This window comes from Luteibacter anthropi (assembly GCF_023699965.1).
Lineage (GTDB): Bacteria > Pseudomonadota > Gammaproteobacteria > Xanthomonadales > Rhodanobacteraceae > Luteibacter > Luteibacter anthropi.
The window spans coordinates 2,745,718-2,763,877 of record NZ_CP077072.1 but is presented as its reverse complement, the minus strand read 5'-3'; the positions used below and the strand labels follow the sequence as shown (position 1 = coordinate 2,763,877).

The 18,160-nt window shown below is 65.5% G+C and carries 16 protein-coding genes and 1 riboswitch; of the genes, 6 read left to right on the top strand and 10 right to left on the bottom strand.

Features of this window, described 5'->3' with window-relative positions; all coding sequences use genetic code 11:
- Nucleotides 1-163 precede the first annotated feature (163 nt).
- Nucleotides 164-388, bottom strand: coding sequence for a glutaredoxin family protein (locus tag KR767_RS12115; RefSeq protein ID WP_250876490.1), 225 nt, complete (start codon nucleotides 386-388; stop codon nucleotides 164-166).
- A 78-nt stretch (nucleotides 389-466) separates the two neighbouring features.
- On the opposite strand from KR767_RS12115, the gene KR767_RS12110 reads away from it, so the two are divergent.
- The gene (locus KR767_RS12110; RefSeq protein WP_166947761.1) at nucleotides 467-1,849 is read left to right on the top strand and encodes an L-serine ammonia-lyase; all 1,383 of its coding nucleotides are present in this window, start codon (nucleotides 467-469) and stop codon (nucleotides 1,847-1,849) included.
- 68 nt (nucleotides 1,850-1,917) lie between these two features.
- Here the strand turns inward: KR767_RS12110 and KR767_RS12105 are convergent, their stop codons facing one another.
- On the bottom strand, nucleotides 1,918-2,289 hold the full coding sequence (locus tag KR767_RS12105; RefSeq protein ID WP_250876489.1) for a hypothetical protein: 372 nt from the start codon (nucleotides 2,287-2,289) through the stop codon (nucleotides 1,918-1,920).
- A 167-nt stretch (nucleotides 2,290-2,456) separates the two neighbouring features.
- Between KR767_RS12105 and KR767_RS12100 the strand changes: the two genes are divergently transcribed.
- Nucleotides 2,457-4,124, top strand: a complete 1,668-nt coding sequence (locus tag KR767_RS12100; protein WP_166947757.1) for an APC family permease — start codon at nucleotides 2,457-2,459, stop codon at nucleotides 4,122-4,124.
- 138 nt (nucleotides 4,125-4,262) lie between these two features.
- On the opposite strand, the gene KR767_RS12095 is transcribed toward KR767_RS12100, so the two are convergent.
- Genes KR767_RS12095 through metX form a run of 3 tightly spaced genes read right to left on the bottom strand, consistent with a single transcriptional unit; the run spans nucleotide 4,263 to nucleotide 7,561 of the window.
- On the bottom strand, nucleotides 4,263-5,330 hold the full coding sequence (locus tag KR767_RS12095; RefSeq protein ID WP_250876488.1) for a homoserine dehydrogenase family protein: 1,068 nt from the start codon (nucleotides 5,328-5,330) through the stop codon (nucleotides 4,263-4,265).
- Nucleotides 5,327-6,520, bottom strand: coding sequence for a cystathionine gamma-synthase (gene metB / locus KR767_RS12090; RefSeq protein WP_250876487.1), 1,194 nt, complete (start codon nucleotides 6,518-6,520; stop codon nucleotides 5,327-5,329). The genes KR767_RS12095 and metB overlap by 4 nt, the downstream gene beginning before the upstream one ends.
- 3 nt (nucleotides 6,521-6,523) lie before the next feature.
- Nucleotides 6,524-7,561, bottom strand: coding sequence for a homoserine O-succinyltransferase MetX (gene metX, locus KR767_RS12085; RefSeq protein WP_250876486.1), 1,038 nt, complete (start codon nucleotides 7,559-7,561; stop codon nucleotides 6,524-6,526).
- Between the two features lie 95 nt (nucleotides 7,562-7,656).
- A riboswitch (SAM riboswitch) is annotated at nucleotides 7,657-7,771 on the bottom strand.
- A gap of 306 nt (nucleotides 7,772-8,077) precedes the next feature.
- Here metX and KR767_RS12080 point away from each other — a divergent pair.
- Entirely contained in the window at nucleotides 8,078-9,079 is a 1,002-nt protein-coding gene (locus KR767_RS12080; RefSeq protein ID WP_250876485.1) for a cysteine synthase A, read from the top strand.
- A 131-nt stretch (nucleotides 9,080-9,210) separates the two neighbouring features.
- Here the strand turns inward: KR767_RS12080 and KR767_RS12075 are convergent, their stop codons facing one another.
- From KR767_RS12075 to KR767_RS12060, 4 genes are read right to left on the bottom strand one after another with little or no spacing between them, the layout of a single operon-like run.
- Nucleotides 9,211-9,798 (bottom strand): PqiC family protein, encoded by a 588-nt coding sequence (locus tag KR767_RS12075; protein ID WP_166947747.1) that lies wholly within the window; start codon nucleotides 9,796-9,798, stop codon nucleotides 9,211-9,213.
- Entirely contained in the window at nucleotides 9,795-11,480 is a 1,686-nt protein-coding gene (locus tag KR767_RS12070) for a PqiB family protein (RefSeq protein WP_166947745.1), read from the bottom strand. Before KR767_RS12070 ends, KR767_RS12075 begins: the two co-directional genes overlap by 4 nt.
- Entirely contained in the window at nucleotides 11,477-12,097 is a 621-nt protein-coding gene (locus KR767_RS12065) for a paraquat-inducible protein A (RefSeq protein WP_166947743.1), read from the bottom strand. The genes KR767_RS12070 and KR767_RS12065 overlap by 4 nt, the downstream gene beginning before the upstream one ends.
- On the bottom strand, nucleotides 12,094-12,705 hold the full coding sequence (locus KR767_RS12060; protein ID WP_166947741.1) for a paraquat-inducible protein A: 612 nt from the start codon (nucleotides 12,703-12,705) through the stop codon (nucleotides 12,094-12,096). Before KR767_RS12060 ends, KR767_RS12065 begins: the two co-directional genes overlap by 4 nt.
- Nucleotides 12,706-12,876: 171 nt before the next feature.
- Here KR767_RS12060 and trxA point away from each other — a divergent pair, with 171 nt between their 5' ends.
- Nucleotides 12,877-13,746, top strand: a complete 870-nt coding sequence (gene trxA, locus KR767_RS12055; protein ID WP_250876484.1) for a thioredoxin — start codon at nucleotides 12,877-12,879, stop codon at nucleotides 13,744-13,746.
- A gap of 205 nt (nucleotides 13,747-13,951) precedes the next feature.
- Here trxA and KR767_RS12050 read toward each other — a convergent pair whose 3' ends face one another.
- Nucleotides 13,952-14,395, bottom strand: a complete 444-nt coding sequence (locus KR767_RS12050; RefSeq protein WP_250876483.1) for a DUF4442 domain-containing protein — start codon at nucleotides 14,393-14,395, stop codon at nucleotides 13,952-13,954.
- Between the two features lie 163 nt (nucleotides 14,396-14,558).
- Here KR767_RS12050 and KR767_RS12045 point away from each other — a divergent pair, with 163 nt between their 5' ends.
- On the top strand, nucleotides 14,559-16,433 hold the full coding sequence (locus KR767_RS12045; RefSeq protein ID WP_250876482.1) for a M61 family metallopeptidase: 1,875 nt from the start codon (nucleotides 14,559-14,561) through the stop codon (nucleotides 16,431-16,433).
- A gap of 266 nt (nucleotides 16,434-16,699) precedes the next feature.
- Nucleotides 16,700-18,154, top strand: coding sequence for a PhoPQ-activated protein PqaA family protein (locus KR767_RS12040; RefSeq protein ID WP_250876481.1), 1,455 nt, complete (start codon nucleotides 16,700-16,702; stop codon nucleotides 18,152-18,154).
- The last annotated feature ends 6 nt before the right edge of the window (nucleotides 18,155-18,160 follow it).

The window sequence follows — 18,160 nt, the reverse complement described above, 5'->3', positions numbered from 1 at the left end:
CTCGCGCGCGACCGTTTGCAACGTGACGTCTCCGAATGAGGAAACCCCCTACCGAAGGGAGGGCCGATCGCATCGGCGATGGGTAATCGCGACACCGCATCTATCGCTCCGCTGTCATCGCCGATACGGTTGGCCCCTCGCAGATCGCGCGCAAGGCGCGCTCCTACAAGAGCATCGATTGCAGGGCTGCCGGGTCGAACGGCCAGTCGATTTCCACGCCATCGCTGCGCCGCAACACGGGAACGCGCGCGCCATAGCGGGCCTCCAGCACCTCGTCATCATCGATGAATACCGAGGAAAAATCGGGAAAACGCGCCAAGGCCAGCACATCAAGCGCCTGGTCGCAGAGGTGGCAATCGTCACGCTGGAACAAAGTGAAGGCAGACATGCGCAGGTGTATGGGGTTGGCGGAAGGCAAGGCGTAGAATAGCCGGCTATTCCCCGTAGCCAACGTCCCCTCGCAGCCATGGCAGTCAGCGTTTTCGACCTCTTCAAGATCGGTATCGGTCCTTCCTCGTCGCATACGGTCGGCCCGATGCGCGCCGGCGCACGGTTCGCCGAACACTGGCTGGAAGAAAAAGGCGTGCTTGACCGCGTCGCCCGCGTGCGCTGCGAGCTGTTCGGCTCGCTGGCCATGACCGGTCGCGGCCATGGCACCGACAAGGCCGTGCTGCTGGGCTTCGAAGGCGAGTGGCCCGACAAGGTGGACCCGGACACCATCCCGGCCACGCTCGAGCGCATCCGCAGCACGAAGCGCATTCGCGTGCTGGGTCGCCATGAGATCGATTTCGACGAGAAGGCCGACCTGGTCTTCAACAAGCGCCAGAAACTGCCGTACCACACCAACGGCATGCGTTTCTCGGCCTACGATGCCCAGGGCAACGAACTGGCCACGCGCGACTACTACTCGGTCGGCGGCGGCTTCGTGGTGAACCCGGACGAAGCGGCCGAAGACCGTATCGTGGCGGACACAAGCGAGCAGCCGTATCCGTTCTCCACCGGCGACCAGCTGCTGGCGCTGTGCAAGGAGCACAACCTCACCATCGCCCAGCTGATGATGCGTAACGAGAGCATCTGGCGCAGCGAGGAAGAAACCCGCAGCGGCCTGCTGAAAATCTGGAAGGCCATGCAGGACTGCGTCGCCCGCGGGCTGCGCTCGCCCGGCGTGCTGCCCGGCGGTCTCAAGGTGAATCGCCGCGCGCCGGCCATGGCCGCCGAGCTGCGCTCGCAGCCGGAAGCCGCCCTGCGCGATCCGCTCACCATCCTCGACTGGGTCAATCTCTACGCCCTAGCCGTCAACGAGGAAAACGCCGCCGGCGGCAGCGTCGTCACGGCGCCCACGAACGGCGCGGCCGGCATCGTCCCCGCCGTGCTGCACTACTACAAGCACTTCTGCCCGGGCTCCTCGGAGAACGGCGTGATCGAGTTCCTGCTCACGGCGGGCGCCATCGGCATCCTCTACAAGGAAAACGCCTCGATTTCCGGCGCCGAAGTGGGCTGCCAGGGCGAAGTGGGCGTGGCCTGCTCCATGGCCGCCGGTGGCCTGGCCGCCGCGCTGGGTGGCAGCGTCACCCAGGTGGAGAACGCGGCCGAGATCGGCATGGAACACAATCTCGGACTCACCTGCGACCCGATCGGCGGCCTCGTGCAGATCCCCTGCATCGAGCGCAACGCCATGGGCTCGGTGAAGGCGATCAACGCCAGCCGCATGGCGCTCAAGAGCGACGGCAAGCACCACGTGTCGCTCGACAAGGTCATCGCCACCATGCGCGACACGGGCCGCGACATGAAGGACAAATACAAGGAAACCTCGCGTGGCGGCCTGGCCGTCAACGTGATCGAGTGCTGAGAACACCAGGCGGCGGGACGGGCATTCCCGCTCGCCGCTTCGGATGAGGTCGCGCGTCCCTCTACGAATCACCGCATCGGACAGGCCCGCGGCAGCCGGTCTACCGTCTCGACCCTCACCGGCTCGTCCTGTCCCCACCAGTTGGCGACGGCCGTGTAGCAGATTCTCAACTTCCCCTGGCGGGTATCGAACCGCTGCTTGCTCGTATACGCAAAGCACGAAACCGAGGCCAGGTGCCCCAGTTCGCGCATGGTTATGGCGCAGCGCCGCACGGCCTCCACCGGGTCTTCACCCGGGTGCAGCGTGAAGTAGAAACCCTTGGCAGTACGGTCGTACGACTCGGAATCGACCACGCGGCCGTTGTCGCTCCATTGCTCTTCGGCTGCGGCATTGCCGCATACCAGAATGGCAATGAACAACACGCCGCCGACGACCCTCATTGAACGCATCCGAACCCCTTTCGCCCTACCGCGTCGGCCAGTGTATATCGTGCCAGCGTTCGTTTGCGTAGGGGGTGGACGGCTGACAGGCGAGCCCCGGGCTGTCATTATCCGGCCCTTGTGCCGCCCTGGGCCGGGTCTTTCCGGTCCGTCCGACCGGAGTTTCCATGTCCCACCACCATATCCGCCGCGACGTCGGCGCCTTCGCCCTGATGCTGACCGGCCTCGGCTCCATCATCGGCTCGGGCTGGCTGTTCGGCGCCTGGCACGCCGCCCAGCTGGCGGGCCCTGGCGCGATCTACGCCTGGATCATCGGCGCCGTCATCATCCTGTTCATCGCCCTCAGCTACGCCGAACTGGGCGCGATGTTTCCCGAGTCCGGCGGCATGGTTCGCTACGGCCACTACTCCCACGGCTCACTCGTCGGCTTCATCGCCGGCTGGGCCAACTGGATCGCCATCGTCTCCGTGATTCCCGTCGAAGCGGAGGCCTCGGTGCAGTACATGGCCTCCTGGCCGTGGGAATGGGCAGCCTGGACCAAGGAGCTCTACGTCGTCACCAACGGCCACGGCGAGCTGACGCCGCCGGGCCTCGCGATCGCCGTGGTGCTCGTGTTCGTGTACTTCTTCCTCAATTTCTGGAGCGTGAAGCTGTTCGCCAAGAGCAACACGGCGATCACCATCTTCAAGCTCGTGGTGCCGGCAGCTACCGCCATCGCACTCATCTCCACCAGCTTCCACCCCGAGAACTTCCACATCGGCGCGCAGGGCGGCACGCACGCGATAGATATCTCGTCGATCCTCACCGCGGTAGCCATCTCGGGCATCGTCTTCAGCTTCAACGGTTTCCAGAGTCCGGTGAATCTCGCCGGCGAAGCGCGCAACCCCGGACGCAGCGTTCCCTTCGCGGTGATCGGCTCGATCCTGCTCGCCGCCGTGGTCTATGTGCTGCTGCAGATCGCCTTCATCGGCTCCGTACCGCCCGACCAGCTCGGCCAGGGCTGGGCAGGCCTGCAGTACGCCTCGCCGTTCGCACAGCTCGCCACGGCGCTCATGATCAACTGGCTGGCCATCCTGCTGTACGCCGACGCCTTCGTGAGCCCCAGCGGCACCGGTGCCACCTACACCGCCACCACCGCGCGCATGATCTACGCGATGGAGCGCAACGGGCACCTGCCGAAGATCTTCGGCCACATCCACCCGCGCTTCGGCATCCCGCGTCCTGCGATGTGGCTCAACCTCGTGGTGAGCTTCATCTTCCTGTTCTGCTTCCGTGGCTGGGGCACGCTGGCGGCGGTGATCTCGGTCTCCACGATCATCTCCTACCTCACCGGCCCGATCAGCGTCATGACGCTGCGTCGCACGGCGCCGGAGCTGAAGCGCCCGCTGCGCATCCCGGGCCTGCCGGTGCTGGCCGCTCTCGCCTTCATCTTCGCCACCGAGCTGCTGTACTGGGCCAAGTGGCCGCTCACCGGCGAGATCATCCTGCTGATGGTCGTGGCGCTGCCGATCTACTTCTACTACACCGCCAAGACAGGTTTCGAAGACTTCGGCCGCCACCTCAAGGGCGCGCTGTGGTTGATCGTCTACCTGCCGGTCATCGCCTTCGTATCGTGGGCAGGTAGCAAGACCTTCGGTGGCCATGACTACATCCCGTATGGCTACGACCTGGCGCTCATCGCCGTGATCGGCGCGGTGTTCTACTTCTGGGGCATCCGCACGGGCTGGCGCACGCCGATGGTGGAGGCCGCGCGCTTCCATCACGACGACGAGCACGGCGGACCGGATCTTCCGCCCAGTGCGGATGAAGCCGCGAAAGTGACCGGGCATCGTTGAACGAAAAAGCCGCTCTCATGAGCGGCTTTTTTATGGCGTGATTCGTGCCTCCTGTAGGAGCGCGCCTTGCGCGCGACCGCTCTTCGCGATGACTGGTCGCGCGCAAGGCGCGCTCCTACAGGGGTATCTGGCGCCGTTTCAGATCGAGAGCACGTCGCCCAGCAGGGCCTGGGCCGTGATTTCCGGTCCGGCACCCGGGCCCTGGATGACCAGTGGCGTGGCGTGATAGCGCGTGGTGGTCAGGGCGAACTGGTTGTCCGTGCCCGACAGGCGCGCGGCCGGATGCGATGCCTCGACCTCCACCAGCCCCACGCGTGCACGACCGCGCTGATTGAGACGGGCCAGATAACGCAGCACACGCCCGTTTGCCTTCGCCTGCTCGTGACGTGCACGCAGCGGTGCATCAAGCTCTTTCGCTCGTGCCAGGAAGGTTTTCGTATCGACTTCACGCAAAGCCTCGGGCACGAGGCTTTCAATCTCCACCTCGTCGCTGCCCAGCGAAAAGCCCGCGTTACGCGCAATGATCAACAACTTGCGCGCGACATCCTCGCCCGAAAGGTCGGAACGCGGGTCCGGTTCGGTAAAACCCAGCCGGCGCGCGTCGAGCAGCAGCTCGGAAAACGGCTTCGATCCGTCGTACTGATTGAACAGCCAGGAGAGCGACCCGGAGAACACGCCCTCCAGCGTCAGCAGGCTGTCGCCACAGCGACGCAGGCGGCGCAGCGTGGATAGCACCGGTAGTCCGGCGCCGACCGTAGCGGCATCACCATAGACGGCGCCACTGGCCGAAGCCGCCTGAAGCGCGCGCCAGCCGGAAAGATGCCCGCCTGCCAGCGCCTTGTTCGCCGTCACGACGTGATAGCCGGCGGCAAGCCATTCGGCATGCCGCCCTGCCTCGGTCGTACAGGCCGTCGCATCGATCACCACCTTGCGCGACGCACCGCTGCGATCCAGCTCCGCCAGCAGCAGGGCGTTGTCCCTGCCCTCGCGATTGGAGGTCAGCCGCTGCGATATCTCGGCCAGCGATACACCCTCCGCGGCCGCATGCTGGCGCTTCGAGTTCGCCGCACCCACCAGACGGATATCCCGCGCCGCGCCGCTGGCAAGCAACGTAAGCAATGCCCGGCCCACGACGCCCGTGCCCAGGAGCACGGCGGCGGTATGCGGCTGGACCGGCACCACGGGAACGGCGACCACCGCGCTCATGCGCCGACTTTCCGTTTCGAACCTGCCGAGGCGACGTCGGCTGCACGATCGAGCGCCGCACCGATATCTTCCAGCAGGTCGTCACCATCCTCGATGCCCACGGAAAGACGCAGCAGACTGTCCGAAATACCGGCGATGCGGCGGGCTTCCGGCGTCATGGCCGCATGAGTCATCGTGGCTGGATGCGCGACGAGGCTCTCGACACCACCCAGCGATTCGGCCAGCGAGAAGTAACGAAGGCCATCGATGAACGCTTCGATCGCGTCCGTGCCGCCATTCACCTCGAAGCTGAGCATCGCGCCGAAGCCCTTCTGCTGACGCTGCGCAAGCGCATGGCCTGTATGGGAGGCCAGGCCCGGATAGTAGATGCGGCCGACGGCTTCGTGCGCATCGAGCAGGTCGGCGATGCGACGGGCATTCTCTTCGTGTGCGCGCAGTCGCACGGCCAGCGTGCGCACACCGCGCAAGGTCAGGAAGCTGTCGAACGGCGAACCGGTCTGTCCGTTGCAGTTGCCCCACCACTTCAGCTGCTCCGCGACGGCGGGATCGGCAGCAATGACCGCACCACCCACCACATCGCTGTGGCCGTTGATGTACTTGGTGGTGGAATGCAGCACCACGTCGGCACCGAGCGTGAGCGGCTGCTGCAACGCAGGCGAGAGGAAGGTGTTGTCCACTACGACCAGCGCACCCACCGCATGGGCCGCCTGGGCGACATGACGCACGTCGGTAATGCGCAGCAGAGGATTCGACGGCGTCTCCACCCACACCAGCGCCGGCTTCGCGGCAAGGCCATCGGCCAGCGCCGTCGGATCGGTGAAGTCGACGAAACGCAGCTGGAAGCGACCCTTCTTCGCCCATGCATCGAGCAGGCGCCAGGTGCCGCCATAGCAATCATGCGCCGCGAGAACCAGCGCACCGGCCGGCACGAGTTCCAGCGCCAGCGCCACGGCAGACATGCCCGTGTTGGTCACGACCGCGCCGGCACCTTCTTCCAGTTCGGTCAGTGCTTCTGCCAGCAGGTCGCGAGTGGGATTGCCGCTGCGCGAGTAATCGTAGGTGCGCTTGCGACCGAAGCCTTCAAACGCATAGTTCGTGGACAGATGCAGCGGCGGCACGACCGCGCCATGCTGCGTATCGGATTCAATACCGGCACGAACGGCACGGGTACAAAGACGGGAATCGGTCATGGCTCAACAGTCTCCGCGACAGTCGTTGATGGCGTGACGCAGCACGGGAGCGAGCTGCGCGGTTTCTTTAAGGAAGGCGTCGTGGCCGTAGGGCGAATCCACGACTTCAAGCGTGGCGGTGCCGCCGAGGCGACGCTGCAACTCACACAGGTCGGCCAGCGGCACGAGACGATCAGAGGGAAAGCCGACCAGCGTCGTGGTGACCGAGATGGCTTCCGGCGATACGTCATGCAGGTCGATGGATTCGGACAGCACGAGGAAGCGCGACGCATCGAAGCGTTCGACAAAACGACGCCCCGCATGCTCCAGGTAATCCTCCACCGGGAAATGAAAGCGACCGTCGCGCAGTTCGGGGCCTGCTGCGAAGCGACGCGAGAATTCCTCGCTGCCGCGATAGGTGGTCATGGCGAGCTGGCGGGCCAGGGCCAGGGCTTCGTCGGTGCGCCCCGACTCGATGCCCATGCGAACGATGCTGCGCTGGATCGAACGCTGCGCCGTCGCCAGCGGATGCGGACGATGTGCACCGGCCAGCAGCACCAGCGACTTGAGCTTGTCAGCGTGATTGGCGGCGAATGCCAGGCCGGTCATCGCACCGTAGGACGATCCGACGAAGGCATGCACACGACCGATGCCAAGCTCATCTACCAGCGCCGCAAGTGCGGCGGCCTGATCTTCACTGGATACCGAGGGCACGTCGCCCAGATCCGACGGCACGAGCCAGTCGATGGAGAGCACGCGGCAATGCGCCAGGTCGATGGCCGCGCCATGCCCCACCAACTCCTGCCACCACCCCGTGCGACGCTCGCGCCCGGCGCAGACATCGCGGTCGGCCGAGATGCCGCCCTGGATAATCACTGTCGGTGCATGGGGAGCGCCACACCAGAGGTAGCGCACGTCCACGGCCACGGCGTCGCTGCCGTACTTGGGAACGAAGGAGACGCGGCGCGTGCCCCGCTGCTCGGTGAGGTCGGCGGCACAACGCGGCGCCGCGACGACGGTCGCTTCAGAGAGAGGGATCACGGTGACGGGCTCGGCTGACATGTCATGCGGTTCCTGCGTGAAGGGTCGAGCCCTGCGAGGAACCGGCATACGGACTGTCGGCGCGGCGGGTGCGCGAATGCACGCCCGTAACGGACATCCCATCTATCGGCTGACGTGAACGACACGCCCCGCAGGAGTTGGCACCGTCGCGGAAATCCGCAGGTTGCCCCGGCTTCAAAGGGCCTGTCCCTCAGCCGGTCTCGATGAGTGGAGCCGACGATACGCCTCGATCCATGGGGTGTCAACAGCCGTTTAGACGTCTATACATCCATCATGCCGACAACCTCACGCCCGGAATCAAGCCCTGGAGGGCTGCCACGCGCTGTACGCACCACTGCCTTAAGGCGATTTCCGGGCATTATTCATATGGACGTCCAAACCCTGCTATCCGTCCATTCACAGGCATCCAGCCGGTAGGCATGGGCATCGCAGGAATCCGCGACCTGCCGGGGCAGCCCCAGCCTCCATGTGAGATGACGGGTTATCGCGGGCGCCCCGGCCCTTTACCATGCCGCCATGACCACCCACGCCACCTTCTCCGCCGGCATCGGCCACACTCCCCTCGTCCGCCTGCGCCAGGCATCGGAAGCCACCGGCTGCGAGATCCTCGCCAAGGCCGAGTTCCTCAGCCCCGGCGGCTCGGTCAAGGACCGCACAGCCCTGGGCTTGCTGGATGACGCCGAACGACGTGGCCTGATCCGGCCCGGTGGCAGCATCGTGGAGGGGACGGCGGGCAATACGGGTATCGGCCTGGCCCTGCTGGGCAACAGCCGGGGCTATCGCACGGTCATCGTGATGCCCGACACCCAGAGCCGGGAGAAGATCGATGCCCTGCGGGTCACGGGCGCCGAGGTACGGCTGGTGCCTGCAGTGCCATTCAAGGACCCGAAGCACTACGTCCACATCGCCCGGGCGCTGGCCGGGGAGCTGAACGCCACCTCCCCCGGCAGTGCGTGGTTCGCCAACCAGTTCGACAACACGGCCAACCGCGACTGGCACGAGGCGCACACGGGGCCTGATATCTGGGAGCAGACCTCGGGGAACGTGGACGGCTTCGTCTGCGCAGCCGGCACCGGGGGCACCCTGGCGGGAGTCGGACGGGCGCTGAAGGCCCGGAATCCGGCGCTACGGGTGGCCCTGGCCGATCCGGCGGGCTCCGCCCTGGCGCGCTTCATCAACACCGGTGAGCTGGTGGCCGAAGGCTCGTCGATCAGCGAGGGCATCGGCAGCAGCCGGATCACGGCCAACTTCGCCGATGCGCCCGTGGACCTGGCCTGGTCAATCGAGGATACGGAATCGGTGCCCCTGCTTCACGCCTTGCTACGGGACGAGGGCTACTGCGTAGGCGGCTCCAGCGGAGTGAACGTGGCCGGGGCGATCCGCCTGGCGCGGGAGCTGGGGCCGGGGCACACCATCGTGACGGTGCTATGCGATGGCGGGATGCGCTATCAGGCGAAGCTGTTCAATCCCGGCTTCCTGCGCGGCAAGGGCATCCCGGTGCCCGACTGGCTGGTGTAGGAGCGCGCCTCGCGCGCGACCGGTGATGCGGGGTGCTGATGCCTTCCGATCCAACCGGTCGCGCGCAAGGCGCGCTCCTACACAGGCACGGCGTCCCGACCGCGACAGACGCGGAGCGACGACCGAGGCGATCAGCGGCAGGCCGAAGCCTGCCCGTTGGCCACCGCCCGCACGGCGATGGCGATCTCGTCGGAGAGCTGACCCAGGGCCCGCTGGTGAGCGTCCACCAGGGTGTCGTAGCTGCCACCGGCCGGCTGGACCACCCGGGAGGTGCAGGTGGCGGCCTGATCCTTGCCACGGACCGACCAGGCGGCTTCCAGCGTGGCATCGCCACCCAGCTCGGAGTCGAAGCGGCGCACATCCACCTGTACCCGCACCGTGGGCTCCTTGCCGCGCGGCAGGCCGTGCACGTCGTGGGTACCTAGGCGTGCCGCCAGATCGGCCGACAGAGCCCCGCGGATCTCGTCACCCAGCGGCGACGCCCAGCGCTCGCCATCCATCACCGCGATGGTGCTGACGCCCTGACGCAATACCATCGCCGGCTGGTCCACCTGAGGCGGCACATTGACCGCCTGTACATCGATGTTGAACGGTGCTGCCGTGGTCACGGGCGACACCGAGCGCGGCACCAGCGTGTGGAAATGCGTCGGCGCCGATGAGCACGCCGCCAGGGCGGTGAGCAGGGTGGTGGCGCCGACAAGGCGGAGGATGGTGGTCATGGCTGTTCTTCCTTGCCCTGCTTGGAGGTCGACGGTGCGGTGAGCTTCGGTGCGGGCGCATCGGCACCGCGACCGCGCAGCAAGGCTTCCGGATGGCGACCGAGGTAATCGGTGAAGATGCGAACCGAACGGATCGTGCGCTGCAGTTCTTCCATCGTGTTGCCGATGTTCTGCTGCAGCGGGGAGTCCTCCGACAACGCCTGGTTGGCCGTGCCCATCGTGGTATTCACGCCCTGAAGCGTCTTCTTCGCCTCCGGCAGCAGGTCGCTGTTGACCTGCTTGAGCGTGCCGTGAAGCTCCTTCAGGCTGCCGTCGAGGTTCTTGCCGATGGAGTCGAAGGGAATCTTCTGCACCTTGTCGATGATGCTCGACAGCTGCTCCTGCAGGTGATCGAAATCGCCCGGCGTGGTCGGGATCTCCACCGGCTTGGCATTCGGGTCGAGCGTGGCCTTGGGCGCCTTCGGGTCGAAGTCGAGGGCGATGTACAACTGGCCGGTGAGCAGGTTGCCGTTACGCGCCTGCGCACGCAGGCCATGGGCCACGAGGCCGCTCATGATCTTCGGGAAGGCCTGGTCTTCGTCACCGCCCACGGCCTTGGCGAGCTTGTCGGCCGCCTGGCCGAGGCGCTGCGGATAGACCACGGCGCCCACGATGACCGGGAAGGTCTGGCTCTTCGGGTCGTAGTCGAGGTTGACGGAGACGACGCGACCGATCTTCATGCCCAGCAGTTCCACCGGCGCATCGACGTTGAGCCCGCGCAGCGAGTGCGCGAAACGCATGCGGATATAACGCGCTTTGCCATCCGGCGGCGCGAGCGCCGTGGTCTGGTCGCCGAACAGGGTGAATTCGTTCATCTCCGGCGCAGGCGTTTCATCATGCTGCGGACCCGCAGGGCTCTGGAACGCCACGCCGCCTGCAATCACGGTTGCCAGCGACTGCGTATTCAACTTCAGGCCGTCGGCACCCAGCGACACGTCGACGCCACTGGCATTCCAGAAGCGCGTGTCCTTGGTGACGAAGCGGTCGTTGGGGCCATCGACAAACAGCTGCAGCGACACGCCCTTGCCGTCTTCGTCGAGCTGGTAGGACACGATGCGACCTACCTGGATGCGGCGGTAATAGACGGGCGAGCCGATATCCAGCGAGCCCAGATCGGCGGCATGCAGCGTGAAGCGACGACCCGGTGCGCCATGCGTTACCGCAGGCGGCGTTTCCAGTCCGGTGAAGTCGTCCTGCTCATCGTCGGAAGCCCCCGCATCGGCACCGATGAAGGCACCCGACAGCAAGGTATCGATACCCGACACGCCGCTGGCACCCACGCGCGGCCGCACCACCCAGTAGCGCGTGCCCTTGGTGGCGAAGCCGTGGGCGTCTTTCTCCAGGTCGATCATCACCGAGACGTGCGTGCGGTCTTTCGACAGGCGCATGTTGGTGACCTTGCCGATCACCACGTTCTTGTACTTGACCTGGGTCTTGCCTGCCTCGATGCCTTCGGCCGTGAGGAAGGTGACGGTGATGCGCGGCCCCGCCGACAGGTAATGGCTTACCAGCAGTGAGATGCCGACCGCGGCCGCCACGATGGGCACCAGCCAGATCAGCGAGATGCCGATTTTCGAGCGACGCACTTCCGGCTGGGGCAGCTCGTCCTCGCGCGGCGAGTTTCCTTGGTTGGTGTCGCTCATTGCGATTTCCTGTTGTCCCAGATAAGCCGGGGATCGAAGCTCATGGCCGAAAACATCGTCAGGACGACGACCATGCCGAAATACACCACGCCGGGCAGCGGCTCGACGCGGGAAAGCACCTTGAAATGCACCAGGGCGGAGAGAATGGCGACGACGAAGACATCGAGCATCGACCAGTACCCCACCAGCTCCACGAAGCGATAAAGCTTCGCCCGCTGGCGCGAACCCCAGTTGCTGGACCGCTGCACGGACACCAGCAGGTAGCCCAGGATGATGAATTTGAGCATGGGCACCACGATGCTCGCCGTGAAGACGATGATCGCCAGGTCGGGCGAACCGGCCCGCCATAGCTCCACGATGCCGCTCAGGATCGTGTTGTCGTCCTTGCTGAACAGGCTCTGCGTCCGCATGATCGGAAACAGGTTGGCCGGCAGGTAGAAGATGGCCGCGGCGATCAGCAGCGCCCAGGCCCGCCCCAGGCTGCCGCGCTTGCGGATGTGCAGGGCGTTGCCGCAACGCGGGCAGCAGGCATGCGGGTCTTCCGAATACGTGGTGACCAGCCGGCACACATGGCAGCTCATCATGCCCAGCTCACGGGCCCTAGGCAGCGCGCTCATCGGGCGTCCTCGCGGGTGATATCCCACAGGTTGCGCGGATCGTGGCTCGCGAACACCGTGATCAGGATGGTGAGAAAGCCGAAGGCCCAGATGCCAGCACCGGGAATCACGTCGAAATAGGTGTGGGCCTTTACCACCGCCACCAGCACGCCCAGCATGAAGACCTCGATCATGCTCCAGGGCTTCAGCCTCACCAGCGCCGACATGGCCTCGCGGAATCCGGGCGCGCGGCGCCCCTGGCGGGCGAACCACAGCACCCAGCCGAACAGCAGGATCTGCGACAGCGGAAAGAAGAACAGGGTCAGCGCCGTCAGCACCGCCACGACCTGGGCGTCGTCCTGCCACATGGCGATGACGGCACCCCATAGCGTGGTATCGGCCAGCATGCCGGAAAGGCCCAGGGTGACGATGGGCGACACGTTGGCGATGACGAACACGATGAGCGCGGAGAGGATGAGCGCCAGCTGCCCGTCGACGCCAAGCCATTGATGCCGTTCGAGGACGGCGCCGCAGACGCTGCAACGGGCCACCTCACCCCGGGCAAGGTGTCGCCGCTGATACACGGTATCGCAGTGTTCGCAGACGATGAGGGAGGGGGCCTTGTCCATGCGTTCCAGTGGCGCGAGGCCGCACTGGCCCGGTGGCGTATGATCGCAAATCCGCGTAAACGGCGCATGACGAAGCCCCCAACCGGGTCGCTGATGGGCTGTCAGGGCCTTGATATGCTTGCGGGCTTACCCGATTTTCCGCACATAGCCATCGTACCCAGGAGTTTTCCCGTGAGCAGCGCCCCGAGCACCAGCGAACACATCTTCGACGCGACCACGGCAGGGTTCGAGAGCGAGGTCGTCCAGGCGTCGATGCAAACCCCGGTCCTGGTCGACCTGTGGGCCGAGTGGTGCGGCCCCTGCAAATCGCTGGGCCCCATCCTCGAAAAGCTCGCCATCGAGTTCAACGGCGCGTTCCGCCTTGCCAAGATCGACGTCGATGCCGAGCAGCAGCTCGCCGCCATGTTCGGCGTCCGCAGCATCCCCACGGTCATCCTCATCAAGGATGGCCAGATGGCCGACGGCTTCGCCGGTGCGCAGCCGGAGGGGCAGATCCGTGAGTTCCTCGCCCGTAATGGGATCGTGGCCGGCGAAGCCGGTACGGAAGAAGAGGCCCCGGCCGCCGTTGAAACCCCGGAAGACGCAATCAACCGCATCCAGCAGGACATCGCGGCCGAGCCTGAGCGCGCCGAACTCAAGCTCGATCTTGCCCTGGCGCTGATGCGCGCCGGTCGCGTGGAGCCGGCCCAGGCCGAACTCGACGCCCTGCCCGCCAACCTCGCCACCGATGCCCGCGCCGTCCGCCTGCGCAGCCAGCTCGAACTGGCCCGTGCCCTCGCCGGCGCCCCGTCACTGGCCGAGCTGCGCCAGCGCATCGAGACGAACGGCGACGACTGGGAAGCCCGTGACCTGCTCGGCGTGCGTCTGCTCATCGAAGGCGAGGAAGCCGCCGGTCTCGACCAGTTCCTCGATGTCCTGAAGCGCCAGCGCGACTGGAACGAAGGCCAGGCAAAGAAGCGCCTGCTCGCCGCCTTCGCCACGCTGGACAATGCGGAACTGGTAGGCACCTACCGCCGCAAGATGGCCTCGCTGGTGTTCTGAGCCCCGGGTGTCGCTGCGTGCGACACCCTCCCCTTCGTCGTTCCTGCGTACGCAGGAACCCAGCGCGATGCAACCGGTTGTCGCGACAGCATCACCTACGTAAAGGCCGATGCGACACCATCGCATCATGCGTAGACCGGGGCGCTGGGTTCTCGTTTTCACAGGATCGACGTGGAGTATACGGGTGGGGGAATCGCCCCCTCGTTCAGCGCTTCTTGCGCCTCACATACAACTGCTTGCGTACCGTCGCCACCAGCTCGCCCGAGGCGGTGCGGATGTCCGTATCAAACCAGCGCAGATACTTCTCTCCACCCGCCGTCGCCGCGCGGATTTCATCCAGCAACGCATCGTCAACGTGAAACTCCGCGTAGACATCCTCTCGCCCTGGCGCCACGAAACGGATCTCCCCCGCCTGGTCCCACACGATGTAATCGTTGCCCAGGCTCTTCAGCACCATGATCATCCAGAACGGATCGGTCATCGAAAACAGATTGCCGCCGAACTGCGTGCGCACGTAGTTCCGGTTGTACCAGGCCAGCTTCAGGCGCACCCGCGCATGCCGGTAATCGTCGAGCTTCACCACGCGTATGCCGGTGAAGAAAAACGGAGGCCACGCATTGAGGAAGCGGCGCAGGGTGGGTGCTTTCATGGAAGTCACGACGTGTAGCGGAAACCGGCCACCATGCTAGCCATGCCCTCCACGGCCGCGTAGTCCCCCGTTTCAAACGTGGTCGGCCCGTGACCTCTGGCACAGGCTGGCTGAACGATCGTTCATGAAGATCGGGATTCCCTCTTTTGCCGGAATCCGAGCCATGCGCTTCCCGCTCCGCCGTGCCCTACTCGCGTCTTCCCTGGCCATGGCGCTCGCCGCTCCGGCATTTGCCCAGGACATTCCGGCACCCGTCGACCAGCCCTACCCCGGCAACCTGAAGCTCAATGTCGACCTGAGCGATGCACCGCGCCACATCTTCCATGTGCGCGAGAGCATCCCCGTCACCCAGGGCGCGCTGACGATCTACTACCCGCAGTGGATTCCCGGCGTGCATGGCCCTGCGGGTCCGCTCGCCAACGTGGCCGGCCTGATTGCCACCGGCAACGGCCAGCGCATCCCGTGGCGTCGCGACCTGAAGGACATGTACGCCTTCCATCTCGACATCCCGGCCGGCGTCGGCACGCTGGATCTCCAGTTCGAATACCTTGCCCCGGCCACGCCGAACTACGTACCGCTGTCGTTCAACGAAGTGGCGTTCTACCCGGCAGGCCACTACGTAAGCCAGATCACCGTCGAACCGACCGTGAAGCTGCCTTCCGGATGGAAGTTCGCCAGTGCCCTGGAAACCACGGGCCAGAGCGGCGACACCGTCAGCTTCAAGCCGGTGAGCTTCGAGAACCTGGTCGACTCGCCTCTGATGACGGGCAAGTATTTCACCCGCGTCGATCTGGCACCGGGACAGAAGGTTCCCGTGCACCTGGATATTACGGGCGATTCGGCCACCGGCGTGAAGCCCACCGACAAGCAGGTGGAGCTCCAGCGTGCGCTTGTCGTGCAGGCCAACAAGCTGTTCGGCGCCCACCATTACGATCACTACGATTTCCTGCTGGTCACCTCCGACCACACGGGCCACTTCGGTCTGGAGCACCACCAGTCCAGCGACGATCGCCTGCCCGCCAATTTCCTTACCGACGCAGACGTGAACGTCGCCGCCGGCTCGCTGCTGCCACACGAATACATCCATTCGTGGAACGGCAAGTTCCGTCGCCCCGCCGACCTGTGGACGCCGACCTTTGCCGAGCCCATGCAGGACGACCTGCTATGGGTGTACGAAGGCCTCACCGATTACTGGTCGGGCGTGCTCACCGCGCGCTCCGGCATCTGGACACCGGACCAGTGGCGCGATTCGCTCGCCGGTATCGCTGCCGACATGACCGCCCGCACGGGTCGCTCGTGGCGCTCGCTGCAGGACACCGCCGATGGCATCCCGCTGTCGTCGCGCGGTTCCAGCCCCGGTTGGACGAACTACCGCCGCAGCTCCGACTACTACCCCGAAGGCCAGATGCTCTGGCTCGACGTCGATACGAAGATCCGCGAACTCTCCGGTGGCAAGCACACGCTGGATGAATTCGCGCGTGCATTCCATGGTGTGGACAACGGCAGCTACGTGCCGAAGACCTATACCTTCGACGATGTGGTGAACACGCTCAACAGCGTGCAACCGTACGACTGGAAGAGCTTCCTGCGTCAGCGCCTGGACGACCACGGCAATGCGCTTCCGGAGCACGGCATCGAAGGCGGCGGCTGGAAGCTGGTCTACGACGACAAGCCGTCGGCCTTCGCCAAGACGTCGGAGAAGACCCGCGGCAACATCAATCTCAGCTATTCGCTGGGTATTTCGGTGAGTGCCAAGGGTGAAGTGCGCGACGCGCAATGGGAGGGCCTGGCAGCCAGGGCCGGCCTCGTGCCCGGCGTGACCATCGTGGCCGTCAACGGCAAGGACTTCTCGGGCCAGGGCCTCAAGGACGCCATCACCGAGGCCAAGGGCACCACGGCGCCCATCGACTTCCTGATCAAGGATGTGGACGACTACCGCCACGTCACGGTGAACTACCACGACGGCCTGAAGTACCCGCACCTCGTGCGCGGCGATGGCAAGGACCTGATCGGCGCCATCGCCACCCCGCTGAAATAACCCTCCACACGCCACATCACGCCCTGTAGGAGCGCGCCTCGCGCGCGACCGGGAGATACCGTTACCCCCGGTCGCGCGCAAGGCGCGCTCCTACATGAATCCGGTGAAACTCGGCCGAAGGTATCGACGACGGGCAGCGTGAAATAAGCCCGGGGTTTATTACGATTCTACGATTGCTTTGGATCATTCCTGCGATTTACTACTAAGTTGTGACAGTGAATCGCAAGTTATCCTGCCGCTCCACGCCAGCCCCGGAGCGACAAAGCATGCTTAGCCAGAAGGCCCAACGCACGACACCGTTGCAACGCGCCATCATCGCCGCCCTGCTGGGTTTCGTGGCGATCGGGGCCGGCGCCCGCGACGTGCCGAAAGGTGCGTGGCCCGCCTATCGCGACCGCCTGCATGCCACGCCCGTGCAGTACACAGCGCAAGGCTGCGAGCCGATCACCGGAGGCCGTCGCTGCCAGTACGACCTTGTATCGCAGACCTGGCCGGAAAACGATCCGGCCGCCACCGCATGGCATCACCGGGTGACGATCTACCAGCCCGACGGCGATGCCTCGGGCACGCCGCTACTCGTCATCAACAACGGCACGCTGCAAGGCAATGGCAAGGACCCGGCACGTCCGCCGTCCGACATGGACGATGCGCTGCTGAGCGAGGTGGCCACCACCACCCACCGCGCCGTGGTGTCCGTGGGCGATGCGCCCAACCAGTACCTGACCCTGGCCGGTGACGTACCGCGCAAGGAAGACGACCTCGTTGCCGCCACCTGGGTACGCAGCATGCGTACGACGGAATCCACCCTGCCGCTGCATGTGCCGATGGCTGCCGCCGCGACACGCGCGATGGACCTGGCCACCAGCGAACTCAAGCTGCCTGCCAACACCCGCTTCATCGTGACCGGCTCGTCCAAGCGCGCCTGGGCCGCGTGGCTCACCACCGTCGGCGACGATCGCATCGCGGCAATCGTGCCCTACGTGATCGCCATGCATATCCAGCCACTGATCGAGCACATCCAGAAGGTCTACGGCGGCGACTATCCCATCGCCCTGCTGCCTTACCAGAAACAGGGCATCGGTCCCGACGTGTACCGCAGCCCGGCCTTCGCCTGGCTGATGCACATCGAAGACCCCTACACCTACCTCGATGGTCCGTCGCGCAGGCGCCTCGCCGTACCGAAATACCTGGTCAACGCCAGCGGCGACGATTTCTTCCCACCGGATGCCACCGACTTGTACGTGGATGACCTGCCGGGCAGCACAACGCTGCGCGTGGCACCGAACAGCGACCATGGCGGCATCCGCAATGCCGTGCACGACACCTTGCTGCCTTTCCTGGTGCGCTGGGACAAGCATGTGCCGCTGCCGCGCGTGAACACCACCACGGTGCACCGCGATGGCAAGGCGGTACTGTCCATTGCATTGAGCGAGACGCCGGTGTCGGCCACCGTGTGGCATGCGGTGAACCCGGCCTCCCGCGACTTCCGCTACGCCTGCGGCATCCGTTACCAGTCCACGCCGCTGGACGCGGGCAAACGCGAGCTTGAAGTGACAGAAGAAACGCCGGATACCGGCTGGGGCGCCACCTTCGTGGAGTTCCGCTTTGCGGACGGATTCATCGCTACCACGCCGGTGTCGATCCTGCCGGAAGGCAGCTACCCCACCACCCCGCCCGCGAATGGCCCGGGCGCCTGTCTCGTGATTCCGCCCACGCCCTGAGCGAAG

What these genes read in the sequence shown, in the direction of transcription:
- KR767_RS12115 (WP_250876490.1), bottom strand. Translation starts at nt 388, where the DNA reads ATGTCTGCCTTCACTTTGTTCCAGCGTGACGATTGCCACCTCTGCGAC.
- KR767_RS12110 (WP_166947761.1), top strand. Translation starts at nt 467, where the DNA reads ATGGCAGTCAGCGTTTTCGACCTCTTCAAGATCGGTATCGGTCCTTCC.
- KR767_RS12105 (WP_250876489.1), bottom strand. Translation starts at nt 2,289, where the DNA reads ATGAGGGTCGTCGGCGGCGTGTTGTTCATTGCCATTCTGGTATGCGGC.
- KR767_RS12100 (WP_166947757.1), top strand. Translation starts at nt 2,457, where the DNA reads ATGTCCCACCACCATATCCGCCGCGACGTCGGCGCCTTCGCCCTGATG.
- KR767_RS12095 (WP_250876488.1), bottom strand. Translation starts at nt 5,330, where the DNA reads ATGAGCGCGGTGGTCGCCGTTCCCGTGGTGCCGGTCCAGCCGCATACC.
- metB (WP_250876487.1), bottom strand. Translation starts at nt 6,520, where the DNA reads ATGACCGATTCCCGTCTTTGTACCCGTGCCGTTCGTGCCGGTATTGAA.
- metX (WP_250876486.1), bottom strand. Translation starts at nt 7,561, where the DNA reads ATGTCAGCCGAGCCCGTCACCGTGATCCCTCTCTCTGAAGCGACCGTC.
- KR767_RS12080 (WP_250876485.1), top strand. Translation starts at nt 8,078, where the DNA reads ATGACCACCCACGCCACCTTCTCCGCCGGCATCGGCCACACTCCCCTC.
- KR767_RS12075 (WP_166947747.1), bottom strand. Translation starts at nt 9,798, where the DNA reads ATGACCACCATCCTCCGCCTTGTCGGCGCCACCACCCTGCTCACCGCC.
- KR767_RS12070 (WP_166947745.1), bottom strand. Translation starts at nt 11,480, where the DNA reads ATGAGCGACACCAACCAAGGAAACTCGCCGCGCGAGGACGAGCTGCCC.
- KR767_RS12065 (WP_166947743.1), bottom strand. Translation starts at nt 12,097, where the DNA reads ATGAGCGCGCTGCCTAGGGCCCGTGAGCTGGGCATGATGAGCTGCCAT.
- KR767_RS12060 (WP_166947741.1), bottom strand. Translation starts at nt 12,705, where the DNA reads ATGGACAAGGCCCCCTCCCTCATCGTCTGCGAACACTGCGATACCGTG.
- KR767_RS12050 (WP_250876483.1), bottom strand. Translation starts at nt 14,395, where the DNA reads ATGAAAGCACCCACCCTGCGCCGCTTCCTCAATGCGTGGCCTCCGTTT.
- KR767_RS12045 (WP_250876482.1), top strand. Translation starts at nt 14,559, where the DNA reads ATGCGCTTCCCGCTCCGCCGTGCCCTACTCGCGTCTTCCCTGGCCATG.
- KR767_RS12040 (WP_250876481.1), top strand. Translation starts at nt 16,700, where the DNA reads ATGCTTAGCCAGAAGGCCCAACGCACGACACCGTTGCAACGCGCCATC.